We start from the raw sequence: 24,830 nt of genomic DNA, 5'->3' as shown, positions 1-24,830 counted from the left end.
GATCCGCAACGGTGGTGCAGATGGGATCGCTGCGTTTTCTGACGGCCGGGGAGTCCCACGGGCCCGGCCTTTCCATCATCGTCGAAGGAATGCCGGCTGCCGTGCCGCTCACGGAGGAGCAGCTCGAGGTCGACCTGCGCCGTCGCCAGGGCGGATACGGGCGGGGCGGCCGCATGCTCATCGAGCAGGACTACGCGTACATCACGGCCGGTGTCACGAACGGGCTCACGACCGGCGCTCCCATCGCCCTGAGCATCGAGAACAAGGACTACGCCAACTGGAAGGGCAAGACGCTGCCGCCCATCACGGTCCCGCGGCCGGGGCACGCCGATCTGTCGGGCGCGCTGAAGTACCAGCACGACGATATGCGCCTCGTCCTGGAGCGCTCGAGCGCCCGGGAGACGACCGCCCGCGTGGCCGCGGCCGGAGTGGCGAAGGCGCTCTTGCGCGAGCTGGGCGTGCGCGTCGGGGGGCACGTCGTCTCCATCGGAGAGGTCGAGGCGCCGGTCCCCGACCTGCCATGGGACGAGTTGTTCCGCCGGGCGGAGGATTCCGAGGTGCGGTGCTACGATGCCGAGGCCACCGCGCGCATGGTCGAGCGCATCGACCGAGCGAAGGCGGACCGCGACACGCTGGGCGGGGTCGTGGAGGTCGTGGCGTGGGGGCTCGCACCCGGCGTCGGAAGCTTCGTGCACTGGGACCGCAAGCTGGACGGCCGCCTCGCGGGCGCCGTTATGAGCATCAACGCCATCAAGGGCGTCGAGATCGGCGACGGCTTCGCGTCCGCCCACCGACCCGGCACGCAGGTGCAGGACGCGATTCGGTGGGGGGAGGGGCGCCCCATTCGCGCCACCAACCGCGCCGGCGGGACCGAGGGCGGCGTGACGAACGGCGAGCCCATCGTCATTCGGGCCGCCATGAAGCCCATCTCGACGACGCTCACGCCGCAGCCATCCGTCGACGTCCGAACCGGCACCGAGACCGTGATGGAATACCAGCGGTCCGACATCTGCGCCGTCCCCGCGGCGGCGGTCGTCGTGGAGGCGATGGTGTCCCTCGTCCTCGCCGACGCGTACCTCGAGAAGTTCGGGGGGGACAACATCAAGGAGACGCGCTCGAATATGGAGCGGTTCCTCTCCTCGATCGGGTGGACCGCCCTCGTCTAGCCTGCGGCCCGCACGGCGGCGAGCGCGGGCATGACGCGGGTCGCGAAGAGCTCGAGCGACCGGATGACCTGATCGTGCGCGAGCGCCCCGAAGCTGAACATGCCCACCAGGCAATCGGGCTGGGCGCGCTCGATCATCGCGCGCGCCTGCCGTGTCACGGTCTCGGGGCTGCCGATGAGCGAGGTCCCCCAATCCACCATGCGCTCGCGGGTGAGCCCACCCGGAAAGTAGGCGAAGCGCGAGGTGAAGCGCGGAAGGTCGTCCAGGGGCACGGAATCGCCGATCCATCGGTTGTCCGCCGCGAGTTGCCAGAATCGCGCGATCTGCGGTCCTGCTTCGGCCCAGGCCTGCTCGTCCGTTTCCGCCACGTAGATATCGCGCACGAGGATCACGTCGCCGCCGCCGGGCGCGGCGCCCGGCTCCGCGCGCGCTGCTCGATACGTTTCGATGGCGCGAACGACGTTGTCCATCGGCTGGCGGGAGAGCGCCATGTTCCACCCCCGACGCGCCAGGATCCTCGGCGTTTCGGGCGAGGTGGCGCCGTAGTAGATGGGCGGGTGTGGCTCCTGTATCGGCCGGGGCCGACACGAGATGTCGGTGTATCGCCACGCGGTGCCTTCGTGGGAGAAGGTTTCCTCAGTCCACGCGCGCTGGAGAATCGCGATTCCCTCTTCGAATCGCGCCTGCGCCGTGTCGCGATCGAGGCCGTGCTTGATGTCGTCCCGGGGGACGCCTCGGCCGAGCCCCACGTTCAATCGCCCACCGGTCAGGATGTCGAGAATGGCGCATTCCTCCGCGAGCCGAATGGGATCGTGGAGTGGCAGGACGTTCACCAAGTTGCCGAGCCGGAGGCGCCGCGTGCGCGCGGCGAGCGTGGCGACGATCAGATTCGGAGAGGAGAGGAGCCCGTAGTCGGAGTGGTGGTGCTCCGCGAACCACGCGTCGTCGAAGCCCAGCTCTTCGGTGAGGACGATCTGGTCGAGCAGCTCGTGGAAGCTTCGGGGCTCGGTCGTATTGGGACGCGCGCTGTTGTAGCTGAAGGTGCCGAAGCGCATGGCTTCCCTCCGGGCGCGGTCACCAACTCACCCCGATGAGCGGGGCGGGCAGCGAGCGAGTACGGGCGCGCCCGATTCTAGCACGCCATCTCGACGATTCAGATCGGGGCGCGAGCCCGCTCGGGCATGCCCGCGCCGCTGGCGGCAAGGAGCTTTGGACCCAGCACGAGGATGATCACGCTCCCCAGAAGCACCGGAAGGAACGCGAAAGAGGGAACGTGCGTGGCATCCCAGAGCGCGCCGGCTGCCAGGTTCGTGACGAAGGCGGTCGAGTAGCCGATGGTGAATCCGCCCGCCGAGAGGCGCGCGATGTCCATCGCGGGGGCGAGGACGGCCGGGAGCGCGAAGCAGACGACGAGGACCGCAGCGGACAGGAAGCCGAGGACGGCGGCCGCGCCGACGAGCAACACTGGCTGGCCCGACACGAGGGCCGGAAGGCACGCGGTGGCAGCGACACCGGTGAGGATGGCAGTCCATCGGTGCGAGAGGACGTGCCACGGGACCAGGCCGACGGTCAATGAGGCGGGAACCTGCGCCATGTTGATGGCGGTGAGGGCGGGAACCAGCAGATCCGCCTGACCGCCTCCGTGGAGGTAGTCCGGCAGGAACGTATTCGCGCCGAAATAGATCAGGCTTGCCGACGACTGGAGCAGGCCGAGCTGCCACACCCGCCCGTTTCGCCAATCGGGCCAGCCGCCACCACGGGTGACGACAGCTTCGCCCTCTGCGTGTCGGGTTGTCGCGACGATGAGCGCCAGCGTGGCAAAGACCGGCGTCGACCAGAGGGCGAGCGCCACCTCCCAGCTTCCGCCGGCCAAGGGCAGGATAAGGGGTACGGTGAGCGATGCGCCGAGCAGCTCTCCCACCAGGAGGCCGCTCGACCACACGCCCGTCATTCGCATGACCTGGCGCGGGAACCACAGGCGGACGAGGACGGCCATGCTGGGCTGGCTGATGGCGACGCCCGCGCCCATGCAGAACGTCATGGCAAAGAGGAATGGAGTGGAGGGGCCAGCGCCGCGCAACGCGGCGCCCAGCGCGATCGTCGCGAGGCCGCCGATTAGCGCGCGGCGCGCTCCGATCCGGGCGACGAGGTAGGCGCCCGGCGCGGCGGCGATGCCCAGCAGGAGCACCGGCACGCTCGAGAGCGCCGCGACGGCTTTCTCGTCGAGGGCGAACTGGGCATGGATCAGGGGAAGCAATGGCGGGACGGCCAGCAGCGTGACGCGCAGGTCCATCCCCGACAGCCAGAGAAGGACGAGGCGCCACCACGGCCGCGCGATCGTCGATTCCACCCGTTACGGCGACGGGGGCGTCGGCGGGCTCAGCACAAACGGCTGGACCCGAGGATCCGGCATTCGGGCTCGGTCGAACGCTTTCAGGCGCCGAAGCCAGGCCCCGGGCGCTCGATCCGCTCGACCGTCTTGTTCTCGACGGAGTCGCCCGGGATGTCTCTGCCCTCTGGCGTGAGCCGACCGCGAGCCGCCCCCGGAATCGACGCTCCGACGCGCACCATGACCAGATTCCCCTCGCCCGTGCTCTTGAACCAGTAGTTGGCGCCCTTGGGCAGCATCACGCCCTCGTACCGCCGCACGACCCGTGGGTTGTCATCCGATTCGAGGAAGAAGGTGGCCTCCCCTTCGAGGACGATGAAGGAGTGGTCCTCGGTGGGGTGGTTGTGCATCGCGTTCTCGCCGCCCTCGGCGTAGACCTTCACCGTCACGGTCATCAGATCGGTCCGGGCCCGCACGTCTGTCGTGCGCCCCTGCTCGAGGTACGGAGTCCGCAGGTCGTACACCTCGGCCGCTTGCTTCGTCTCGATCGCCATCCTCTTCCTCCTTCCCGACGACACCCGATGGCGTCACAGGTCAATCGTCGATGGCCGGCCTGTCCGCATGGCTGGGAACGAGATTATAGGGCTGCGCGGGCGCGGCTCGACCCGCCCGTCACCTCCCCAGCATCGGCCCCGTCAGCGCTGAGGCCGGCGTAACGGTTTCCAGCCCATTCGGGTCCACGGCGCGGACCTGGACGAAGTAGGTTGCGCCCGGCGTGAGCCCGGTGAGGATCGCGTTGGTCACCAGCTGGCCCATGCTCTGGGACACCGTGCGCGCGACGCTGAAGTTCAGCGGCTGCGTCGACAGCGTATCGTAGATCCGATACGACTGGGCGGCTGGGGTGGCGACCCAAGTTAGCGAAACGATGCCGTTGGGGGGCGCGACAATGGTGAGGGTCTGCGAGTACCCGCTGGGGATGTATGGCGCCGAGTAGATCGGAGCCGTGCCCAGCGGCCTGCCTTGTTGGATCGATGGACCGCTGTAGCTCGCATTGGGCGCATAGGGATTGTAGAAGGGGCTGGGTGGCGACGCCTGCGGCGGGGCCTGCTGCGGGGGCGCGGCTTGCTGCGTGCTGGGCGGGGGGAGGTAGGGCGGGGGCGCCATCGAGGCAGGTGCGCCGCCGTATGGCGCGATGCCGTAGGAAGCCGGCGGGGCCGATGCGGTACTGAGGGCGACCACGTGCCAGCCGGCGCCGAATCCCACGATCCCGTTTCCGTTCACGTCGCCAGGCTGAGCATCGCCGGAGAAGTAGTAGAGGGGCCATCCTTCCATGGTGACCTGCCAGCTCCCATCGCCACGATCAATGACACCTACGGTCCCGGGCACGTCGCCGGGCACGACGAGGTCGCCCTCCACAACGTACGGGGGCCATGCGTCCGCGCAGGCGTCGAAGCAGTTGCTGACGCCGGGGGCGTCGCCTGCCCAGGCGTAGAGCGTCCAGCCGCTCCCGTCCGTGAGGAGGGTCCCGCCCATGCCGTCGGGCGCCGCCATGACGGTCGGTCCTCCTTGCGCCCTCGCTCCTTCCGCAACGAAGCTCGCTGTGAGCAGAAGCCCCCCGAGCGCCGCGATGGAGGCGCAATGCCAAAAGCCTCGCCTGAGGTTGACGGGTAGCATGCCCTTCTCCTTTCTTCCCGTCCGCGCTCTCGTAGACGCCGCTAGCGGGCCGGATGGACACGGTCATTCTGAGCCGGCGGGCGAAGCATGCCCGGACGAATGCCTGCCACAATGGATCCTTCGCTTGGCTCAGGATGACGGGCCATGCCGCTAGGGCGACATCGCGCGGACGGTGTTCACGAGGGTAGCTTCTCTCATCATATCCCGCGCTTGTGAATGGGCGATATCAGCGCTCCAGGTGGTAGGGCACGTCCATGACCGCGGTGTTCGGGCGGAAGAAGAGCGCGGTCTTGAGACGGAGCGCCGATTGGTTGTGCAGGGGGTACTCCCAAAAGTGCCGAGGAACGTACTCCGACAGCACGACGAGAACGGTGCCGGTGCCGGGCCGCTGGCGAACGGCGTCGACGAAGGCGAGGAGGGGAGTGACGAGCGATCGATACGGGGAGTCGAGGACGAGGAGCGGGACATCTTTAATGGTCTCCTCCCAGCGACGCTGCAGCTCCTGGCCCTCCTCGGGATCATCCGTGACGTGCACCGCCGTGATGGTGGGCGAAAGGGAGCGCGCCACGGCGATCGTGTGGGCGGTGGCGCGGTCGAGGCCTGCAACGGGGACGATGACCGCGGGCTTGGTGGGCTCGGCGATGGCCGCCAGCTCCTCCTCACCCCCGTCTTCGATGGCGAGCTGCTCGGCGACCGCCGAGTAATGACGATTGACCGCGCGCATGATCATGACGAGGATCGGCACCAGCACGAGGACGATCCACGCCCCGTGCGCGAATTTGGCGCTGGCGATCACGATCGCCACGATCCCCGTCGCCGTCGCCCCGATCCCATTGATGATCATGCTCCGATGCCATCCGGGCTCGCGGCGCGTCCACCATCGTCGAACCATGCTCGCCTGGGACAGGGTAAACGCCGTGAACACGCCCACCGCGTAGAGCGGGATCAGGGCGTGCGTCTCGGCGCCGAAGTGGACCACGACTGCGATGGAGACGAGGCCGAGGGCCAGGATACCGGTGCTGAAGGCGAGCCGGTCGCCGCGGAACTGGAACTGGTGCGGCAGGAAGTGGTCCCGCGCCAGGAAATACGAGAGCCGCGGGAAGTCGGAGAAGCTCGTGTTGGCAGCCAGCACCAGGATGGCCATCGTGGCAGCCTGCGTCACATAGTAGAGCGGGGTATCCCCGAACACCGCGCGGGCGATCTGCGACACGACGGTCTCGTCCTCGAGCGGAACGATCTGGAGCGCGCGGGCCAGAGCGGAGATACCGAGAAACAGGACCCCGAGGATGATGGCCATCCACGAAAGCGTGGTCCGCGCGTTGACCCACTCCGGCGGCTTGAACGCGGGCACGCCGTCGGAGATCGCCTCCGTTCCCGTGAGGGCTGCGCACCCGGAGGCGAAGGCGCGGAGCACCAGGAACACGGTGAGCGGCTCGCTGGCCACGACTTCCCGGGCCGGGACAGGTGGCAAGTCGCCGATCGCCAGGCGCGCGATGCCGGCGACCAGCATCAGGACAATGGAGCCGATGAAGAGGTACGTCGGAGCCGCGAAGATCGTGCCCGACTCGCGAACGCCCCGCAGGTTGATGAGCGTGATGAGGATAACGAAGCCGACGGCGAGTTCGACCGTGTAGGGGAGCAAAGGGGGGATAGCCGATGTCACCGCCGCCACGCCGGCGGAGATGCTGACGGCGACGGTGAGCACGTAGTCGATCAAGAGCGCCGACGCCGCCACCAGGGAGGGCCACGTCCCCAGATTGTCCTTGGTGACGATGTAGCTCCCGCCCCCCTGGGGATACGCGCGAATGGTCTGGCGATAAGAGAAGGCCACGATGGCCAGCAGCGTCGCGATGGCGATGGAGATGGGGATCGTGAGGCTGAGCGCGCCGGTGCCCGCGAGGACGAGCACGAGAAGGATCTCCTCCGTCGCGTATGCCGACGAGGACAGCGCGTCGGAGGAGAAGACCGCGAGCGCTTTGACTTTGGTGAGACGTTCGTGGGCGAGCTGGGCTGTGGCGAGCGGCTCGCCGAGGAGAATCTGCTTGGTGTAGGCGAGGAACCGCCCGATCGGGTGTCGCGGGCGAAAGACCTCGCGCGTCGCTTCCAGGTGCCCTCGACCGCGCCGCCGAATGCCGGTCGAGGTTCGGACGATGCGTACGTATTGCTCGCCAGATCGTCTCCCGCGCACGAACTGGCGGTACTCGATGTCCGCTTCCGGTTGGTGGGTCGCGTCCGCCCGGCCGGTGCCGTCAGCACGAACCCGGCCGTTTGTTTCCCGCCGCGCGTCCGTGCGTTCCTGGTCCTGCAATTGCTCCTCGGCTTCCGCTTCGCTCCCCGGTCCGGATTGTACAGGAGCCTACCAGCGCACCTGGACCTGGCGCTTTCCTCGATGGGCGTAGCCAACGGTGACGATGCCCCCATCGAACGCGTAGGTTCCGGCGGTGGCCATGGCGGCAGCCGGGTCGGCGACACGCGTCGCGGGGGCGCCGTCGATGAACACGGTGGAGGGCTCAGGCGCCGCGATCTGCGCGAAGCCGGGCACGTCACTCGGCCCCTGCACGGCGATGGAGATGATGCCGGCGGATTGGTCCGAAACCTCGATGGTCGCCGAGCTATCGGTTCGCAGGAGCCCGGCATCTGGGCGAAGGACGAAGTAGCGGAAACTTCGTCCGGGCATGTCAACCGCGAAGCTTCCCTGGACACTCTGCCCCTGCCCGGTGGACGCGTCGAGCGCCGTGTACTGACCATTGACGAGCCCAAGCTGGTCCAGTGAAAGCGAGATGGATTGATCTGTCATCGCGCGGTTGACGACCCCCAAATACGTCACGCCGTCGCGGGTCGTGGCGAACGCGGGCGGGAAGACGCCCTGCATGTATCGCGTCACTCCGGACGACGGATCGACCTCTCGGAGGTCGGCACGAAAGGCGGCAACGGTGGCTGGATCGAGGCGGTCCAGGTTGAGATCCACAATCGCGGGAACACCGAGCGCGGCAGAAGCCTGAATCCACCAGTGGGCGTCGGGCCGCGTCGGCTCGCCCATCGCCGCGCCGACGTACGTCCGCTGGTTCAGGGCGACCATGTTGAAGAGGGCATAGTCGAGCTTCTGAAGAAATCCCGGGAACGGGTACGGCGCGTCGATCTGATCGCTCTCATCGGCATAGAAGAAGATCTGGGCGTCGGGGTCGGCGGCGAGGGGATTCAGCCAGCCGCCCGAGATAAAGGCGTTCGGATTCACCGTATCGGCGGCGGTGCGCACGAGTCGGTAAATGTCGAGGGTCGGGAGCAGGGGATGCGGAGGTCCGGTGGGCGAATCGCGCTCAGTGCGGGGGATGAGCTGGCCCTCCGCGTCCGCAAGGCCGTCGACGAGGATGCCATCCGCGCGGTGGACGGCCAGGATGTCCCGAACGACGCCCCCGACGTAGTCCTGCACCGCGGGGTTTTTGTAGTCCAGCAGGTACCGATGCACGGGGCTCGGCACGGTCTGAAACGGAATCATCCAGTCGGGATGCTGGTGGATCAGGCCGGTGAGCGCGAGCCACTCGCCGCCGTTCGCCGTGCTGTCGTGGACGAATCCGGTGCCGAGATAGAGGATGAGGTCCATGCCCAGGGAGTGCACGGCGTCCGCGACTGCGCCGATGCCGTTCGGGAACTTGGCTGTGTCAACGTTGCCCAGCTCGGCGTCCTCTCGGCCGTACTGGACGTACCAGCCGGCGTCGAGGAGCATTTGCCAGCGTCCGAGGTCGCCGAATCGGTTCGCCAGGAGGCGAGCCTGCCGGACGAAGCCGTCGGCGTCCACGCCCGGGCCGTAGGCGTACCAGCTTCCCCACTGGAACCGCGCGCCGGGCGGGAGCGGCTCCTGGGGATAACGCGCTGCGGCGATCGATCGGAGGAGCTGGAAGGTGCCAGCGCCGAGGGGCCCGCTGGTCAGCTCGATGGTGAGGGGCGGCGGAGACGCCGCATCAGGACCGAAGTCATCGAGCTGCGCCGTTAATTGAAGTCCAACGGAGGCCGCGCGGCGACCCTGCGCCCGTTCCATCGAGAGCCACAGGGGCGACGGCACGTAGTCCATGAGGGCGAAGAGTACGCCTCGCTGGTCCCCATCGCTCCAGAGGAGCGCTGGCTCCGTTGCCTCGACGGGTGCGCGCCGAACGCGACCATCCGGGAAGATCGAGCCCTGATAGAGATGGGACCGATCCGTGAGATACCGGGCGTCGTCGCCGAGGACGACCGAACCGGTCGTCGGATCCAGATACTGCACCGCGCGCAGGCGAACGCCCTCTGAGGACAAGCCGAGGCGCAGGGCCCGGCCCGTGTCGAACACGGTGAGCGCCACGTCGAGAGCGCCCCCGGTCCCGACCCGGAATCGCGCCCGAACCTGCGCGCCCCCTCCTTGGTATGGGTCGTCGATGCGGATGGTGGTCGGCTGCCCGACGGAGTCGGGCTGGAGGGTCGTCAATGCGAACGTCGAGCCGTCCTCCAGCACGATGCGCGGGGATACGTCGAGCAAGACTGGGAGGGAAGCGTCTCGATCGAGCACGGTAAGTCGGCCGTTTTGCTGGCCGCCGTAACCCAGAGCGACGCCGATCTGCTGGTTCGCCAGGAGCGCGGACGAGGAGCCGCCGTCGATCGCGGCCTGGGCGCCCGAGCCGGCCGGGAGTCGCTGGCTCAAGAGGGAGCGAACGGCTGCCGTGCGATCGCGGAGGCGCGCTTCCTCATCGGCCTCGGACCTGGCGTCGCGCCCCCGCTGCTCCTGGATCGCGCGCGCGACGTCCGACGGGGTCGATGTGTCGAGCTGGGCATCGATCACGCCGAGCTGGGGATCGGCCCAGAGGGCGTAGTCGCCGAGGGACCCGTCGCCGGCATCGTCCACGACGAGGCGCAGCTGGCGCACCCCCTCGATGTCGACGTCGATGCTCTCGGCCTCCGTGCCGGCCCGCACCACGGCGCTGGCGTAGAGCAGGAGGTCGTCTCCGTACACCGAGAAGCGAACGCTGCCCTCGCCGGCTGAATCGTCCGTCACCCCGATGCTCGACCTGAACCGTACGGTGTGGGGATCGAGCTCATAGACGATGTCCGACAACGGGTAGGTGGCGATGCCGCGATCGAACGTCTGCCCGGCGACGGACATCGCGTCGTAGGTGAAAGACGAGTCAAGGATCGGGCCGTCGCGGTCGGCCAGCACCTGCCAACCGGTCGTGGCGGAGCGCCAGGGGATGTCGCCGAGGGGCACGTATCGGTCGGGTGGGATCGACCGATGAGGCGGGAGCGGGAGGGCCGGCGGAGCGGGTTGGGGTCGCGGAGACACATCGATAACCCGACTCGCCGCGACGATGAGGGCGAGCCCGATGACGAGGGGAGGGATCAAGAAGACCAGCGGCTGTCGAACGACGGAGAACGACGACTCACGGCGTGTTTGTCTGCTCCCGTTGTTCAGCATCAGGGACGGTGGCGGAGTCGCCTCACGTCTCACGGAGGTCGTGGGGCGAGCCGGCGCGGAAGATCGATTGGGAGGCTGGGTCGCTCGGCAAGGACAGCGCATAGCCCGGAGCCGGCTGGCGGACGGCTCGTGGCTTGAGCGAACGGATGGCCGAGCCCGCGCGTCGGCGGAGGCGCTCGATGTCAGGAACCACAAACAAAGCCAGGACGCAAATTCCGGTGAGGAGTGTACCGGCAAACCCGAACGCGACGGAGATCGGACGGTAGGTGAAGGTCACCACGTGCGAGCCAGAGGGGACGAGAACGCCGCGAAACATGTAGTCCGCCCGAAGAATCGCCGTGGGCTTGCCGTCGATCTCCGCGACCCATCCGGGGAAGTATGGATCGGTGAGGAGGAGGATCGACGAGTGCGTCGCGTCCGCATTGACGACCACCCGATCGCTGGCGTAGGAGACGATGCGCGCGTGACCGGGGGGCGTCTCGCTGGCGCCCGGCGGCCGGTGGGGGATCGCGGACCCGCCTGCGCCGCAGGCGGCCTCACCGCCGCATTCGAGGATCGCGCTTCGCGCAAGCTCAACTGTGCCATCGCGCATCCAGGCGAGCACGTCGCGGCCGGGCGGCGCGATCAAGCCGTCGTCCACGAGGAATGCGCGGTCCATCACCTGGCTGTTCTCGAAGACCTGGATCTGTTGGTCCCGATAGACGAGGTGGTATTTGCGCTTGTCTCTGGCCTGCGTGACGTCACCGGTTTTTGGATCAACGAGCCCCACGCCGTACACCTCGAGCGCCCCCACGCCGTCGAGATGGTCCACGGTGACGCTTGTCACGGCCATAGGCGGGTTGATCGGAATGCGAGTGAAGTAGAGCTGCTCGCCGAAGGCATCGCCGTCCGGGTTGAAACGCTGGTACTGAAACGCGACGGTCGCGCGCGCGTGGGCAAAGGTCCGCGTATTACCGGGCACGTCCATGGCGCCGTCGGAAACGTCGCGCCCCGCGACGAAGGGAAACTCGCGGACGTCGCCTTCGGCGTTCCGGACCCTGATCTTGGCGATGGTCTTGCCATTCGGAACGTCCGCGGCGTCCCACATGGCCGAAACGACATCGAGCTCGCGCGCGGAGGCCGCGCCGCCATCCGGGACGAGGGAGCCGTCCGCCCCCTCGTCTTTCCCGCTCAGGAGCGGCCGCTGAGGATGGAAGCTGACGCCGGCGTAGCTGGGGAAGAGCTGTTGGCGAACGCGCTTCACGACGTAGCGAACGTTCCAGAGGTCGAGGAGCTGATTGTCGGTGTACTGCACCGCCGCCACGTAGGCCGCGTGGCGGTCCGGCTCGAGCGACGAGTAGCCGTTCGCCTCCTGGAGGCCCGCCGCGAGGAGCCGATTGGGCTCCACCTGGGTGCGCTTGTCCTCGGTGGTCGGCGGCGTATAGACGCGGTACTGCTCGCCCACCGGCTGGTACAGCACGGCGGGGAGGCGCGGGCGAAGACTGGCGATCGGCGCGAATGGGTGAGCTGTGAGCCCGAGGGCGCAAAGGTCGACGAACGTCAGGCAGGTGGCAAGGGCGGCGCAGGCGATGCGCAAGCGCCGCGCCCGTTCCGTTCCCGAGAGCAGCCAGAGCCCGACGATCGCCACCGCTGCGCTCGCCAGCAAGAGCTGGCTAGCCGTCGTCACCGTCCCGGGGAAGAGCGCGTGCGCCGCGAGGTCGCGCACGCGCTGGGCGGTGAGCTCGGCGTCATCGACGTTAGCGGGGATGCCAGGGAGGTGCAGGTACTGGTCGATGGGGGAGGGGGCGTTAAGGTTGATGTCGGCAATCCGCTCGCTGGCGATGGCGAGCCCTTTTGCGATGCCCAGCACGACCGCGAGGCCGGCAGCCGCGCCAACGGCGGCGCGGGTGTATCGAAAGCGCCGAGGACCAGCGGTGTCGCACTCGGCGAGCCAATCTGCCCCGTAGCCGGCCAACACGGCGACGGCCAGACAGAAGAGCAGCGTAAATCGGCCCGGCGATTGGAGCGACTCGAAGCCCGGAAGATCGTGCAACGCGTCCCAGAGGCGCACGGGCGCGTAGGCGCCGAGCGCCAGGGCCAGCGACACCGCGGCCACGGCGGCGAAGAACCATCGGTGCCGCCCGGATCGCGCGGTCACGCCGATGACTGCCAGGATCATCGGCATCATCCCAACGTAGACGGTGGTCTCCCACTTTACCCAGGGCCCCCAGAAGCCGCCTTTCGCCGTGTCGAAGAGGCCCGGAAGGAGAAGCGTGAGGAGGCCGCCGGGCCAGATGCTGTTGACCGAAGCGCGCGACTCGCTGAGCCCGCTGCCGCGGTACGTCTGCTGGGCCAGCTCGTCGAGGGGGAGAAGCTGGATCGCTCCGAGCCCGATCCCGATAGTCCCGACGATGGCCAGGATCGTGGCCGCGGCGATGAGCCCGCGAAGAAGGCCGCGCCGGCGATCGCTCCCCTGCCAGCCGACGACGAGCCCGCGGTAGCCGAGGTACACCCCGATGGCGACGGCGCTCATCATCGTCACATGGATGTGGAGGGCGAGGGCCTGAATGCCGACGACGGCGCCGACCAGCACGGCATATCGATAGCGCGCGGCCCCGCCAGTCTGGAGCGCGCGCTCGAGTAACGCCAGCTCGAGGGGAAGCCAGACCATCCCCTCGAACATATTGGTGTGGATGATCTGCTCGGCCGCAAAGCTGCTGTAGGCGTAGGTAATGCCGGTGATCACCGCGCCGACGGGGCGCGCGCCCAGAGCGCGCGCGAAAAGATATGCGAAGCCGCTGGCCATGAAGCTGTGGACGATTCGCAAAACGACGATGCTGGTCTCCGGAGCGAGCAGCCGATAGGCGATCAGGTGGAGCGGGTACAGCATGCCTGCCTCGCCGTCGGCGAAGAGCGGGTAGCCTCCGAATACGGAGGGCGTCCAGAGCGCGAGCGTGCCGTGGGCCAGCGCCTGGGTGGTGGCGACGACCAGCGGGAAGTAGAAGACTTTGACGTCGTCTTCCATTGGAATCAGGCCATACCGCCAGGCGGGGAGATGAAAGAGGAGCGCGGCGCCGAGGAAGATGAGCGCCGCGACAACACCGGAGCTTGACGCGCGCAGCCAGCGGACGATGAGGCGGCCTCCGAAGCGACGAGGTGCAGCACCAACGGCGAAGGCGAGCGCCGTCCTCCTTACTATGCGCGAATCGTGAGCTGTGCGCGAATCGCGCAGAGACGGCGGACCAGCGCGCGGCGAATGTAAGAATAACCTAAGAGGCGCGTTCGCCGCCGCTGGCGCGGAGCGCCGCTCCGCGCCTTTGCGGTATCATGTTGTGGCTCAGTCCACAGGTGGTTCTTCCACGTCCGTCCGCGGTTGACTGCGCCGGCTGGACGAGGCCCCTGCACCGACGCAGGGAGCGATCGTGTTTCGGAGCGCCGATGGAAAGCATCACGCACGACATTCTCGTGATTGGGGGCGGACTGGCGGGGCTTCGGGCGGCGATCACCGCCGCCAGCGAGGGCCTGAGCGTCGGACTTGTCTCCAAGGTGTACCCGATGCGCAGCCACACGGTTTCGGCGGAGGGCGGAGCCGCCGCGGTGGTCCGCGACGATACGGGCGATAGCCTGCAGCTCCACTTCGAGGACACCGTCAAGGGAAGCGACTTCATCGCCGACCAGAACGTCGTCGAGTACTTCGTTCACGAGGCGCCCAACGAGCTGATCCAAATGGAGCACTGGGGATGCCCCTGGAGCCGCGAACCGGACGGGTCGGTGAGCGTGCGCGCTTTCGGCGGGATGAGCGTCAACCGCACCCTCTTCGCAGCCGATAAGTCTGGGTTCCATCTCCTCCACGCGATCTTCCAGACGACGCTCCGGTTCGACCGGATCCATCGCTACGACGAGCACTTCGTCACGAAGCTGCTGGTGGACGACGGCGTGTGTCGCGGCGTCGTGGCGTTCGACATGCGGACGGGAGAATTTCGGCACTTCTCGGCGAAGGCCACGATTCTGGCGACCGGCGGCTGCGGTCGGCTCTGGGCCTTTACCACGAACGCCTTCATCAACACCGGCGACGGACTCGGGCTAGCCTACCGCGCGGGTGCGCCGCTCTCAGACATGGAATTTCCCCAGTACCACCCGACGGGGCTCCCGGGCACCGGGATTCTGATCACCGAGGCGGCGCGCGGCGAGGGCGGCTACTTGATCAACAAGGATGGCGACCGCTTCCTCCGGAACTCGGCGGTGGCCAGCCGAATGGAGCTGGGGCCGCGCGACATGATCTCCCGCGCCATGATGGATGAGTTCGCTGCTGGAAGGGGGATTCACGGACATTTCGGCGAGTACCTCCTTCTCGATCTGCGGCACCTTGGCGAGGCGAAAATCAACCAGAAGCTGCCCTTCGTCCGGGAGCTAGCGGAGAACTACGTGGGCATCGACCCGGTCCGCGAGCCCATCCCGGTCCGTCCCGTCGTGCACTACATGATGGGCGGGGTGCGAACCAACCTCGACGGCGAGACGTCGATCCCTGGGCTGTACGCGTGCGGCGAGTGCGCGCAGGAGGGATTGAACGGCGCCAATCGGCTCGGGTCGAACTCCCTCACGGAGTGCCTCGTCTTCGGCCACCGGACCGCGCGGGCCGCGACGCAGTACGCGAAGGCGCTCACGACCCCGCCCAGCCCCGCCCTCGACGCCCAGGCCGATGACGCCGAGCGCGACGTGATCGCGCGGTTCATCGACCGTTCGGACGGCAACGAGCGCGTCGGGCTCATTCGATCGGACCTCCAGCAAGCGATGGAGCGCAACGTGGGCGTGTACAGAACGAAGGAGGGTCTGATGCAGGCTGCCGAAGACGTTCGCGCGCTCCAGGAGCGATTCCGTCACGTGCGACTCGACGACACGAGCAAGGTATTCAACACGGAGTTGACCGCGGCCTTGGAGCTGGAGAACCTGCTGGACATCGCGGAGACGGTTGTCGCGCCGGCGATCCTCCGGGAGGAGTCGCGCGGCTCCCAGGCGCGGCGGGACTTCCCCAAGCGAGACGACGAAAGGTTCCTCGCCCACAGCATGGTCTTCCGTACGCCCGATGGGCCGCGTGTCGAGTGGCAGGAGGCCGTGTTGGAATGGCCGGGAGCGGTCCTGCACGAGCTGGCGCCGAAAGAGCGCGTCTACTGAGCCGTCGGCGCAGGGGTCTCTGGTCACCGAAGGCGGTGAGCGACGCGATGCCACGCGTCCACGACGGAGGTTGAATGGCTACGCAAACACGCACAGTGAAGTTGACCGTCACGCGCTATCGCCCCGGTCAGGATCGGGACCCGATCACACAGTCGTACGACGTTCCGTACAACGAGGACTGGGTGGTGCTGGACGCCCTTCAGTACATCAAGGACCAAGAGGACGGGACCCTTTCGTTCCGCTGGTCGTGCCACATGGGCATCTGCGGGAGCTGTGGGATGATGATCAATGGGACCCCCCGGCTGACCTGCGCCGCGTTCCTGCGGGAGTACTACCCGGGTGAGATCCGCGTCGAACCGTTGGCGAACTTCCCCATCATTCGCGATCTCGTTGTGGACATCGACGATTTCATGCACAAGCTCGAAGAGATCAAGCCGTACATCATTCGGCCGGACGTTGACTCCGCGCCGGTCGGCAAGGGGAACGAGTTCCGCCAGGCGCCCGAGCAGATCGACGACTACCGGCAGTTCGGCATGTGCATCAACTGCATGTTGTGCTATGCGGCCTGTCCGGTGTACGGCATGGAGCCGCGCTTTCTCGGGCCGGCCGCCATCGCCCTGGCGCACCGATACAACATGGACTCGCGCGACCAGGGGCGCGATCAACGAATGGGGTACGTCGGCAGCTCCGAGGGGATCTGGGAGTGCACCTTCGTGGGTGAGTGCACGGTGGTGTGTCCGAAGCACGTGGACCCGGCGGCGGCCATCCAGCGGACCAAGCTCGCGACCACGAACGACTTCTTCAGGTCGATCTTGATGCCGTGGGGGAACCGCTGATGCACGGGGAGTCATCGGTTCGGCGCCCGGCCGGCTATCCGTGGCACATGCCGGCGGGGTGGTGGCTCAAGAATGGCGACTATATCAGGTACATGATCCGCGAGGTGACCGCCGTATTCGCCGCGCTGTGGGTCGTGGCTTTTCTCGTTCAGCTCGCCGGGAACGGCCGGAACCCGGCCGCGTGGGCGGCCACCTTCCGCTCTCCGGGATGGCTGGTCTTCAGCATCATCGCGCTCGCGTTTGTCCTCTACCATGCCTGGACGGCCTTCACGGCCACGGGAACGCTCGTACACCTGCGCATGGGAAAGCAGGTCGTCCCGTCTGGTCAGCTCAACGGCGTGATGTTCGTAGGGTGGGCGGTCGCGACCATCGTGATCGGCGCCATCCTCTTGATGGGGTAGGCGGATGCGATACAAGATCGACACGATCGAGCCCTTCTGGTGGGGACTCTTCATGGCGGGCGCCGGCGTCATCGGCATGCTCCTCCCGATCCACATCCTGATCCAGGGGATCGCCGCGCCGCTGGGACTCGTGAACCCGGAGGTGCTCGCGCGCCACGTCGTCGCCCTCCTCGGAAACCCCATCGTGAAGCTGTATCTCTTTGTGCTGATCTCGCTGCCGCTCTATCATTGGGCCCATCGGTTCCGCTACTTCGTCTTCGATCTCGGGCTGCGTGGCGGTCGCATGGGGATCGCGGTCCTCTGCTACGGCGCCGCTGTCGTCGGCACGATCCTGGCCGCGCTGACGCTCATCAAGCTCTGACGCGCATCCGCGCGCTATGATGGCCGGGACTGCAGCGGAGATGACGCGGTGAGCCAGCCATCACATTACACGGCCCGGGACCCGGAGATCCTTGGCGGGATGCTTGTCCTTGTCGGTGCACGGGTTCCCGTCCAGACTCTTCTGAACTACCCGAAATCCGGGCAGTCCCTCGACGAGTTCCTGATTGATTTCCCAACCGTCCCCCGAGAGCAGGCCATGGGTGGGTTGTCGGAAGCGGAGGAAGCTCTGCTTTCCCGTGCGCATTCTGCCTAATGAGTGCCTGCCACAAGGGCTGAGCGAAACCGGAAGAGACACTTCGCGTTTCGGCGTCCCAGGGCGAGTACTGACGACCAAATCCGTTGACAATGCTCCGGGGCTCTCCGCGTGGAGCGACAGGATGAACGACTTGGACATTCTCGAGCGGAACAAGGCGATCGTGCGGGAGTACTTCGCGCGGCTCGATGTGCGGGACCCGCGGCTCATCGACGACCTCTTTATCGCCGATTGCGTGGTGCATCGGCCGGAGCTTGCCCAACCGATCCGGGGCCGGGAGGCGCTGCGCGCAGGCTTCCTCCGGAACGCTGGCGTCTACGCCGAGTTCCACTCGGCCATCGAGGACCTCATTGCTGAGGCGGATCGGGTCGTGGCGCGTATCATGCACCGCGTCGTGCACCGCGCGGACTGGGACACGCGCATCGGGCGGGTCGCGGCGGCTGGAAAGTCAGTGAGCTGGAGCGCCATCGCGATTTTCCGCTTCGAGGACGGGCGGATCGCGGAGGAGTGGGTCAGCCGCGATGAGCTGGGCATGCTCCTTCAGATCGGTCCGGTCCAGCCTCTTCGATCCTCCGTCTAGCGCTTGCCGAAGAGGCGCGCACCGTGTCCGTCCTATAATGGGCGCGAATTTCGGTCCGGTTGGCTGGGAGGCGATCGTGTATCCATACGAAGGGATGATTGCGGAAACGGTCTGCTATCCGGGGTACGACGGCGACGTGATCGAGTCGTACGTCGCGCGCCCGCTGGGCCCGAGCCCAGTCGGCGGAGTCGTCGTCATTCACCACGCGCCCGGTTGGGACTCCTGGACCAAGGAGGTGGCGCGTAAGTTGGCGCACAACGGCTTCGCGGCGGTCGCGCCCCATTTGTATTGTCGATTCGGCCCGGGGAGCTGGGACGACGTCACGGCCGCGGCGCGGGCGGCTGGCGGCGTATCGGACGACCAGGTGATCGGGGACGTCAAGGGCTCGATGGAGTACCTGCGAACCCTCGTCAACCATAACGGCCGGATCGGCGTCATCGGCTTCTGCTCGGGTGGGCGCCACAGCTACCTGGTGGCATGCACGGTACCGGGCATCGACGCGGCGGTCGACTGCTGGGGCGGCCGCGTGGTCGCGGACCGACCCGGCGACATCAACCCAAAGCAGCCGGTCCAGGTGCTCGACCTCACGAAAAATCTGAGCTGTCCGCTGCTCGGGATCTTTGGGAACGACGATCCGAACCCATCTCCCGCGCACGTGAACCGCACCGAAGACGAGTTGATGAAGTACAACAAAAACTACGAGTTTCACCGGTATGATGGCGCGGGACACGGGTTTTTCGCCGCGGACCGCTCGGGCTACCGGCCGGAACAGGCGGTTGATGGGTGGAGCAAGGTGTTGGCCTTCTACCGTCGGTATCTGACTGCTGAATCAGAAGCGCCGGCGGCGGTCGGCGCCGCCGCACGCTGAGGAGAGGAACCGATGTGCACCTATATCGTCGAGCATGCCGATCTCGCCGGGAGCGCCAAGGGCCAGCTTGGCTGGTTTCCGCTCAATCGCGCCCACGTGGCCTTCGATCATCCCGTCTCGGCGCCGTTGGACCACGCGCTGCTCATCGACTTCGTCAACGAGGCGCAGGGCCCAGGTGCGCGCGTCGCGGTTGAGCTGAGCGCGGAATCGGCCCGCGATCTGGCCTTCGCGATCTTGACCGCGCTCAAGGCCGCCGAGGCCGAGAACGTCGTCGAGCCGGGCCTGGTGGGGGCGGTCCCGCAACCCTGAAGATCAGCTTTCATCACGCCGGCCTGCTGCGAAACACACCAGCGACGCCGAGCAGGACCAGGCCCGCGCCGGCGGCCGTCCAGCCTGACACCGCTTCCCCGAGCAGGAGCGCACCCAGGACGACGGCGCCCACGGGGTTGACGTAGCTGTACGTCATCACGACGCTCGTGGGGAGGAGCCTGAGGGCGCGCAGATACGACGTGAACGTCACCAAGGAGCCGAACACGACGAGGTACCCCCACCCAAGCCACGCCTCCATCGTCGGATTGGGCATCGGCTCCCGTGCCACGAGGGCGAGCCCGACGAAGAGGACCCCGCCGATCAGATGCTGGTGCGCGGCGGTCGCGATGGACGACATCGGCACGCTCCGCCGCGCCTGGAGCACGGACCCCGAGGCCCACGTCGCCGGAGCCAGCAAGAGGGCGAGGAGCGCGTAGACGTCGGCTGAGGAGCCGCCGGAGAGGACCGGGGCGGCCAGGGTCGCCACGCCGGCGAAGCCGACCACGAGCGCGGCGGCGAGCAGGGGCGTCGGAGGTCGCCGATTCAGGAGGGCCGTGATCAGCGATGCCCAGATCGGGGTCGTGGCGATCAACAGGGCCGCGTACCCCGCGCCGGCGCGCTGCTCGGCCCACACCACGAGGCCGTTTCCGCCGCCCCAGAGCAGCACGCCCGACACGGTGAGGGCGGCAAGTTCCCGCCCGGTCGGCCGGATGCGGTCCCGCTGCGCCGCGGCCCACCCGAGGAGGACGACGCCGGCAACGAGAAGCCGCGCGGCGATCAGGCTGAAGGGCGGGAATCCTGACCCCTCGCGCACCGCGAAGCGAATCGCCACGTACGTGCCGCTCCATCCGAGATACACGACGGCGAGGTTGACGAGCCCGGCGAGGTCGAGCCCGTGCGAGCCAATCTGCGCCGCCGAGCGTGCCGTCACGTCGTTCGCCGCCGGCCCCACCGGCGCGGGTTGTTGCGCGCCGTCGGCGCCGTGCACCGCGCGCTCAGTCGGGGTCCTTCCAGTTAAGGAATGCCTGCAGCGCCTTCAGGGCAAGCGCCAGCGTAATGACTGCGAGGATGAGGATCATTCCGGCAAATCTCCAGCGCGTTCCGGGGAGGTGCGGCTGGGAGAACGGCAGGAGGGCGACGATCACCAGGAGCGCGGTGGTGAACGACGCCGCGACGCCCCACACGATCGTCGGCGCGATGCTCCCGCGCGCCGGCGGCGCGGGATGCCCGCGCTCGACGGCGCGGGGAAGCGGAGGGATTGGTCGTGGTGACGAGCGTCGTCTGCGACGTGCCACGGGTTCGCGTCCTTCGCATCGAGCTACTCCAAGATGGTACACGGACGTCCCGCTAGCCAAGGAGCGGCGTGCGCTACACTACCGGCACCGCTACCCGTCGGGACCCGAACCGCCAAGGAGGAAAGGGCAGATGCTGTCGAAGGAAGAAAACGAGCTGATCACTCGGGCCGGGCCTGGCACTCCGATGGGAAATCTCATGCGACGGTATTGGATCCCGGCCCTGCTCACCGAGGAGATCCCAACGCCGGACTCGCCGCCGGTCCAAGTCCGGATCCTGGGCGAGGAGCTGGTGGCGTTTCGCGACACGAACGGCCGCATCGGTCTGCTGGACGAGCATTGTCACCACCGCGGCACGTCGCTGTTTTACGGCCGGAATGAAGAGTGCGGGCTCCGCTGCGTCTACCACGGGTGGAAGTACGATGTCGAGGGCCACGTCGTCGATACGCCCGCCGAGCCGGCCGGCAGCCGCTTCAAGGAGAAGCTCCGCCACCCCGCCTACCCGACTCACGAGGTGGCCGGGATCATCTTTGCATATCTGGGCCCGCGCGAGCGGATGCCGCTGTTCCCCAACTACGATTGGACCCAGGTTCCGACTGACCACACGTACGTGACCAAGGCGTACCAGTCGTGCAACTATCTGCAGGGGCTCGAGGGGGAGTGCGATTCCTCGCACCTCTCGTTCCTCCACCGGACCTTTAGCCGCGATGGCGACCAAAGCCTGTACCAGAGTGACTCGGCGCCGGCCTATGAGACCGAGGAAGCCGATTTCGGCATGCGACTCATCGCGACGCGAAAGGCGGGTCCCGGCAAGCGCTACGTCCGCGTTTCGGCTCAGATCATGCCGGTCGGGGTGGCGGTCCCGGTTGGCACCCGGGACGCGTCGGGAAACCTCGACGGGTACGAAGTGCACTTCTACACGCCGATCGACGACACGCACAGTTGGCGGTTCGACTTTGGCTTTCGTCGAAGTCGCGTTGTCACCGACGCCGACGTCCATCGTCGCCTGGTGATCGGTCCGGACTATCGACGGATTCCCAACGCGGACAACCACTACCTTCAGGACCGCGAGATGCAGCGCGCCGTCAATTTCACCGGGATGACCGACTTCCTCACGCACGACTCCTGCGCGACCGAGTCGATGGGGCCTCTCTTCGATCGAAGCCGGGAGCACCTAGGGGCGAGCGACAAAGGAGTGATCGCCGTGCGCCGGTACCTCCTGGATGCCATCAAGGCGTTGCAGGACGGAAGAGAGCCGCCGCACCTCGTCCGGGACTTCGAGCGGAACGACTTCCGCCACGCCAACGCGACCTACGGTGTCATCGAGGACGATGGGTCGGATTGGCACGGGCACTTCCCGCACATGGCCTTGACCGCCGAAGATCTGACGGCGGAGCGTGGGCTCGCGGAGCAGCGGGCCGGATAGACGGCCTGCCCGCGGGCCTTCCGCCGGTCCGTCATCGCGGCCGGGTCAGTCGGACTGGCGGGCGCGGGCGTCCGCTCGATCAGCGGTGAGCCGCGCGATCGATTGCCGGAGCACAGCGATTCGCACGGGCTTGCTCACGATCTCGTCGACCGATGAGGGCCGATCACCACTCGCCCGCATGAGGTCGCCGAACCCCGTGAGCAGAATAATCGGGATGTTGGGGTGGGTCTGTTTCATCGCCCCGGCCATCTGATCGCCGGTCATCTCCGGCATCCCTCGGTCGGTGATGACCAGGTCGAACGCGGATTCGCTGAAGAGCTGCATCGCGTCCGCCGCGTTGGACGCCGTCTCAACCGTGTGACCGTCGCTGGCCAGGTACTGGGCGACAACCTCGCGAACCATCTGCTCGTCGTCCACGACAAGCACGCGGAGCTGGTTCTGTTGCAGGCCGGGGGCGGTGTCATCATCCGCGGCTCCCGCGCCACGAGGCACGGGAAACTCGAGGCTGAATCGCGTGCCGACACCCTCCTCGCTTTCGATTTCGACATTTCCTTCGTGTCGCTGCACGATGCCATAGACCATTGGCAGACCAAGACCTGTGCCCTGCTCGCCCTTGGTCGAGAAGAATGGCTCGAGACAGCGTTGCCGCACCTCCTCGCTCATCCCCACTCCGGTGTCCGCGACATCGAGGAACACCGAGCCGCCATCATGGCGCGTGCGCAGCGTGATCGTCCCGCTCTCCGATATGGCGTCGACGGCGTTGAAGATGAGATTCGCCACTGCTTCGCGCAGCTCCGCTCCGCTGGCCAGGATGGGAGGCACGTTCGCGAGGTCCGTGACGACGCGAATGGTGACGCCCTTCGCCTGCGCCTGGTCCTTCCAGCGCGGCTGGGTCAGCGATACCGCCTGTTCGACAATCACGTTGAGACTGACGGGGGCGAAGACCTCATCGTCTTTCCGCTCCCGGTAAAACTCGCGCAACCTGCCGACGATCTTGGCGGCATCCTGGGCGCCGGTCTGCACGAGCTTGAGATACTCGCGGACCTTGTCGTGATCGTCGAGGCCGTCGGGGCGATCGAGGAGCAGCTCGGTGAACCCCAGGGCCGGCACCAGCGCGTTGTTGAGGTCGTGGGCGATGCCGCTGGCCATCTGACCGAGCGCGCTCAACCGCTCTTGCTGGACCACGCGCCGCTGCGTTTCGTGCAGCTCGTCGTACGCGTCCTGGAGCTGGCTGTACAGCTCCGCGTTCTTGATGGCTACGGCCAGGTGGGACGCGATGGCGCCGAGGAATTCCACCCGGTCCGGCGTTGCCGCGTTGACTTCTTCGAATCCCACGCTGAGGATTCCCCAGAGCCGTCCATTGATCTCCACCGGGACAGAGACCAGCGACAGCACCGATTGCTCGGCAAATCGCCGCACGCGATCTTGATCCGACTGGCGCGTATCCTCGATGACGATAGGGCTTCGGCCTCGGATCTCACCCACCTCCGAGGGCGCCTGGACCACGACCCGCTCCTCCGCGCCGTCGGGCTCACCGACAACGGCGCCGCCGTCGCGCTCCCAGAACGCGACCACGTGGAACGATTCCGAGAAGGGGTCATGCTGGGCAATGCTGCACGAGCGGCACTCGGTCAGCGCGGAGACGTGGTGCAGGATGATGCCGAAGAGGCTCTTCAGATCGAGCGTGCTTCCCACGGCCCGGGAGAACTCGTTGATGGCTGCGAGGCGGCTCGCGATCGAACGGTAGCGCGCTTCAGCCTCGCGCGCCTCCAGATACAGGCCGGTGTGCTCCAGCGCGGCGGCGCCGGTCGTCGTGAGGATGCTCAGGGCTTTGACTTGACCCAGGGTGAACGCGCGGCGCTGCAGCGCGTTCACGTTGAGAATGCCCACGAGCTTGCCGCCCACCATCATCGGCATCGAGATGGCCCACCGAATCTCCGGTCGCGGGTGTGCGGAGGTGAAGCGCGGATCCTTCACTTCCCCGGTCAATGTCAGCGGCTCCAGGTGCTGGGCGACCCACCCGGCGATGCCGCGATCGAAGGGCACGCGTTGGCCAAGGATGTGGTCGCGCTGGGCGCCGCGGACGGCCGCAACGTAGAGCTCGCGGCCATCGCGCGTCGGCAGCATGATGGACACCTCGTCTGCCTCGCACTGCTGCACCGCGGCGTCCGCGACTTTGTTGAGGATCGAGTTCAGGTCGAGCGTCATGGCGACGGCCTTGCTGAGCTCGTGAATGGCGAGGGTTTCGCGGAGCTGGACGTTTTCGAGGCGAAGCCGACGCACGTCCATGCATCGGCTGAGCAGCGGAAGGAGTGAGCTGATTTTGAAAGGCTTCAGCAGATAGTCGAAGGCGCCGCTCTTCATCGCCTCGACCGCGGTCTGGACTGATCCCTGGCCGGTCATGATGACCGGCACGATGAGCGGGTCCAGCTCGAGGGCCCGTCGAAGCAGCTCGATGCCGTCCATCTCCGGCATGCTGAGATCGGACAACAGGAGGTCGAAGTCTTGCTCCGTCAGCGCGTCCAAGGCCTCCTTGGGTGACGTGTAGCCCACCGCCTCGTAGTTCTGGGCGGAGAGCATCTCGCACAGGGTCGACATCAGCTCAGTTTCGTCGTCGACGACCAGGACGCGCCCCAATGCTGGCTGTCCTACCACTCGGCCCACCTCACAATCCGCGTAGCGGACGCGATCGAATCCGTCCGCCGCCCGCGCAGCGTCGGCGGAGAT

General features: G+C 67.2%; 20 protein-coding genes. 10 read left to right on the top strand and 10 right to left on the bottom strand.

Translation table 11 applies throughout. From position 1 onward, the window contains the following. Positions 1–20: 20 nt before the first annotated feature. Positions 21–1,166 (top strand): chorismate synthase, encoded by a 1,146-nt coding sequence (aroC, locus tag VFC51_18895; GenBank protein HZT09095.1) that lies wholly within the window; start codon positions 21–23, stop codon positions 1,164–1,166. On the opposite strand, the gene VFC51_18890 is transcribed toward aroC, so the two are convergent. The 7 genes from VFC51_18890 to VFC51_18860 form a co-directional block, all read right to left on the bottom strand. After that, complete coding sequence (locus VFC51_18890) at positions 1,163–2,221, bottom strand: LLM class flavin-dependent oxidoreductase (protein ID HZT09094.1); 1,059 nt, start codon at positions 2,219–2,221, stop codon at positions 1,163–1,165. The genes aroC and VFC51_18890 overlap by 4 nt on opposite strands. A 98-nt stretch (positions 2,222–2,319) precedes the next feature. Continuing rightward, entirely contained in the window at positions 2,320–3,516 is a 1,197-nt protein-coding gene (locus VFC51_18885) for an MFS transporter (GenBank protein HZT09093.1), read from the bottom strand. A gap of 83 nt (positions 3,517–3,599) precedes the next feature. Further along, positions 3,600–4,049, bottom strand: a complete 450-nt coding sequence (locus VFC51_18880; protein ID HZT09092.1) for a cupin domain-containing protein — start codon at positions 4,047–4,049, stop codon at positions 3,600–3,602. 118 nt (positions 4,050–4,167) lie between these two features. After that, a complete protein-coding gene (locus VFC51_18875) occupies positions 4,168–5,046 on the bottom strand; it encodes a hypothetical protein (protein ID HZT09091.1) in 879 nt (292 codons plus the stop codon). A gap of 349 nt (positions 5,047–5,395) precedes the next feature. Then, positions 5,396–7,477 carry an APC family permease gene (locus VFC51_18870; GenBank protein HZT09090.1) on the bottom strand — a complete coding sequence of 694 codons (2,082 nt, stop codon included), beginning with the start codon at positions 7,475–7,477 and terminating at the stop codon, positions 5,396–5,398. A 48-nt stretch (positions 7,478–7,525) separates the two neighbouring features. Further along, complete coding sequence (locus VFC51_18865) at positions 7,526–10,639, bottom strand: NPCBM/NEW2 domain-containing protein (GenBank protein HZT09089.1); 3,114 nt, start codon at positions 10,637–10,639, stop codon at positions 7,526–7,528. After that, complete coding sequence (locus tag VFC51_18860) at positions 10,629–13,610, bottom strand: YfhO family protein (GenBank protein ID HZT09088.1); 2,982 nt, start codon at positions 13,608–13,610, stop codon at positions 10,629–10,631. The genes VFC51_18865 and VFC51_18860 overlap by 11 nt, the downstream gene beginning before the upstream one ends. A 413-nt stretch (positions 13,611–14,023) precedes the next feature. On the opposite strand from VFC51_18860, the gene VFC51_18855 reads away from it, so the two are divergent. The 8 genes from VFC51_18855 to VFC51_18820 all read left to right on the top strand — a co-directional run bounded on the left by VFC51_18855 (position 14,024) and on the right by VFC51_18820 (position 19,385). Then, a complete protein-coding gene (locus VFC51_18855; protein ID HZT09087.1) occupies positions 14,024–15,757 on the top strand; it encodes an FAD-binding protein in 1,734 nt (577 codons plus the stop codon). Between the two features lie 74 nt (positions 15,758–15,831). After that, a complete protein-coding gene (locus VFC51_18850; GenBank protein HZT09086.1) occupies positions 15,832–16,593 on the top strand; it encodes a succinate dehydrogenase/fumarate reductase iron-sulfur subunit in 762 nt (253 codons plus the stop codon). Beyond that, entirely contained in the window at positions 16,593–16,994 is a 402-nt protein-coding gene (locus tag VFC51_18845) for a hypothetical protein (GenBank protein ID HZT09085.1), read from the top strand. The genes VFC51_18850 and VFC51_18845 overlap by 1 nt, the downstream gene beginning before the upstream one ends. Before the next feature lie 4 nt (positions 16,995–16,998). After that, the gene (frdD, locus tag VFC51_18840) at positions 16,999–17,355 is read left to right on the top strand and encodes a fumarate reductase subunit FrdD (GenBank protein HZT09084.1); all 357 of its coding nucleotides are present in this window, start codon (positions 16,999–17,001) and stop codon (positions 17,353–17,355) included. Positions 17,356–17,403: 48 nt separating this feature from the next. Then, positions 17,404–17,628 carry a DUF433 domain-containing protein gene (locus VFC51_18835; GenBank protein ID HZT09083.1) on the top strand — a complete coding sequence of 75 codons (225 nt, stop codon included), beginning with the start codon at positions 17,404–17,406 and terminating at the stop codon, positions 17,626–17,628. Between the two features lie 124 nt (positions 17,629–17,752). Then, positions 17,753–18,208: an ester cyclase gene (locus VFC51_18830; GenBank protein ID HZT09082.1), complete on the top strand. Its 456-nt coding sequence runs from the start codon at positions 17,753–17,755 to the stop codon at positions 18,206–18,208. A 76-nt stretch (positions 18,209–18,284) separates the two neighbouring features. Beyond that, positions 18,285–19,076, top strand: coding sequence for a dienelactone hydrolase family protein (locus VFC51_18825; GenBank protein ID HZT09081.1), 792 nt, complete (start codon positions 18,285–18,287; stop codon positions 19,074–19,076). Positions 19,077–19,088: 12 nt separating this feature from the next. After that, positions 19,089–19,385 (top strand): DUF6295 family protein, encoded by a 297-nt coding sequence (locus VFC51_18820; protein ID HZT09080.1) that lies wholly within the window; start codon positions 19,089–19,091, stop codon positions 19,383–19,385. Positions 19,386–19,398: 13 nt separating this feature from the next. On the opposite strand, the gene VFC51_18815 is transcribed toward VFC51_18820, so the two are convergent. Both VFC51_18815 and VFC51_18810 read right to left on the bottom strand, forming a co-directional pair. Beyond that, on the bottom strand, positions 19,399–20,316 hold the full coding sequence (locus tag VFC51_18815; protein HZT09079.1) for an EamA family transporter: 918 nt from the start codon (positions 20,314–20,316) through the stop codon (positions 19,399–19,401). 64 nt (positions 20,317–20,380) lie between these two features. Beyond that, complete coding sequence (locus VFC51_18810; GenBank protein ID HZT09078.1) at positions 20,381–20,680, bottom strand: hypothetical protein; 300 nt, start codon at positions 20,678–20,680, stop codon at positions 20,381–20,383. Between the two features lie 130 nt (positions 20,681–20,810). Between VFC51_18810 and VFC51_18805 the strand changes: the two genes are divergently transcribed. Then, a complete protein-coding gene (locus tag VFC51_18805; protein HZT09077.1) occupies positions 20,811–22,103 on the top strand; it encodes a Rieske 2Fe-2S domain-containing protein in 1,293 nt (430 codons plus the stop codon). 45 nt (positions 22,104–22,148) lie between these two features. Here the strand turns inward: VFC51_18805 and VFC51_18800 are convergent, their stop codons facing one another. Next, positions 22,149–24,758, bottom strand: a complete 2,610-nt coding sequence (locus tag VFC51_18800) for a response regulator (GenBank protein HZT09076.1) — start codon at positions 24,756–24,758, stop codon at positions 22,149–22,151. Between the last annotated feature and the right edge of the window lie 72 nt (positions 24,759–24,830).

The sequence above is a fragment of the Chloroflexota bacterium genome (genome assembly GCA_035652535.1).
Taxonomy (GTDB): Bacteria; Chloroflexota; UBA6077; order UBA6077; family SHYK01; genus DASRDP01.
The sequence above is the reverse complement of the archived record's forward strand: the minus strand, read 5'-3'. Positions and strand labels throughout refer to the sequence as shown.

Bases quoted from the DNA above. Each gene is read 5' to 3' on its own strand.
- aroC (HZT09095.1), top strand. From the start codon at position 21: ATGGGATCGCTGCGTTTTCTGACGGCCGGGGAGTCCCACGGGCCCGGC.
- VFC51_18890 (HZT09094.1), bottom strand. From the start codon at position 2,221: ATGCGCTTCGGCACCTTCAGCTACAACAGCGCGCGTCCCAATACGACC.
- VFC51_18880 (HZT09092.1), bottom strand. From the start codon at position 4,049: ATGGCGATCGAGACGAAGCAAGCGGCCGAGGTGTACGACCTGCGGACT.
- VFC51_18875 (HZT09091.1), bottom strand. From the start codon at position 5,046: ATGGCGGCGCCCGACGGCATGGGCGGGACCCTCCTCACGGACGGGAGC.
- VFC51_18860 (HZT09088.1), bottom strand. From the start codon at position 13,610: ATGGAAGACGACGTCAAAGTCTTCTACTTCCCGCTGGTCGTCGCCACC.
- VFC51_18855 (HZT09087.1), top strand. From the start codon at position 14,024: ATGGAAAGCATCACGCACGACATTCTCGTGATTGGGGGCGGACTGGCG.
- VFC51_18850 (HZT09086.1), top strand. From the start codon at position 15,832: ATGGCTACGCAAACACGCACAGTGAAGTTGACCGTCACGCGCTATCGC.
- VFC51_18845 (HZT09085.1), top strand. From the start codon at position 16,593: ATGCACGGGGAGTCATCGGTTCGGCGCCCGGCCGGCTATCCGTGGCAC.
- frdD (HZT09084.1), top strand. From the start codon at position 16,999: ATGCGATACAAGATCGACACGATCGAGCCCTTCTGGTGGGGACTCTTC.
- VFC51_18830 (HZT09082.1), top strand. From the start codon at position 17,753: ATGAACGACTTGGACATTCTCGAGCGGAACAAGGCGATCGTGCGGGAG.
- VFC51_18820 (HZT09080.1), top strand. From the start codon at position 19,089: ATGTGCACCTATATCGTCGAGCATGCCGATCTCGCCGGGAGCGCCAAG.
- VFC51_18805 (HZT09077.1), top strand. From the start codon at position 20,811: ATGCTGTCGAAGGAAGAAAACGAGCTGATCACTCGGGCCGGGCCTGGC.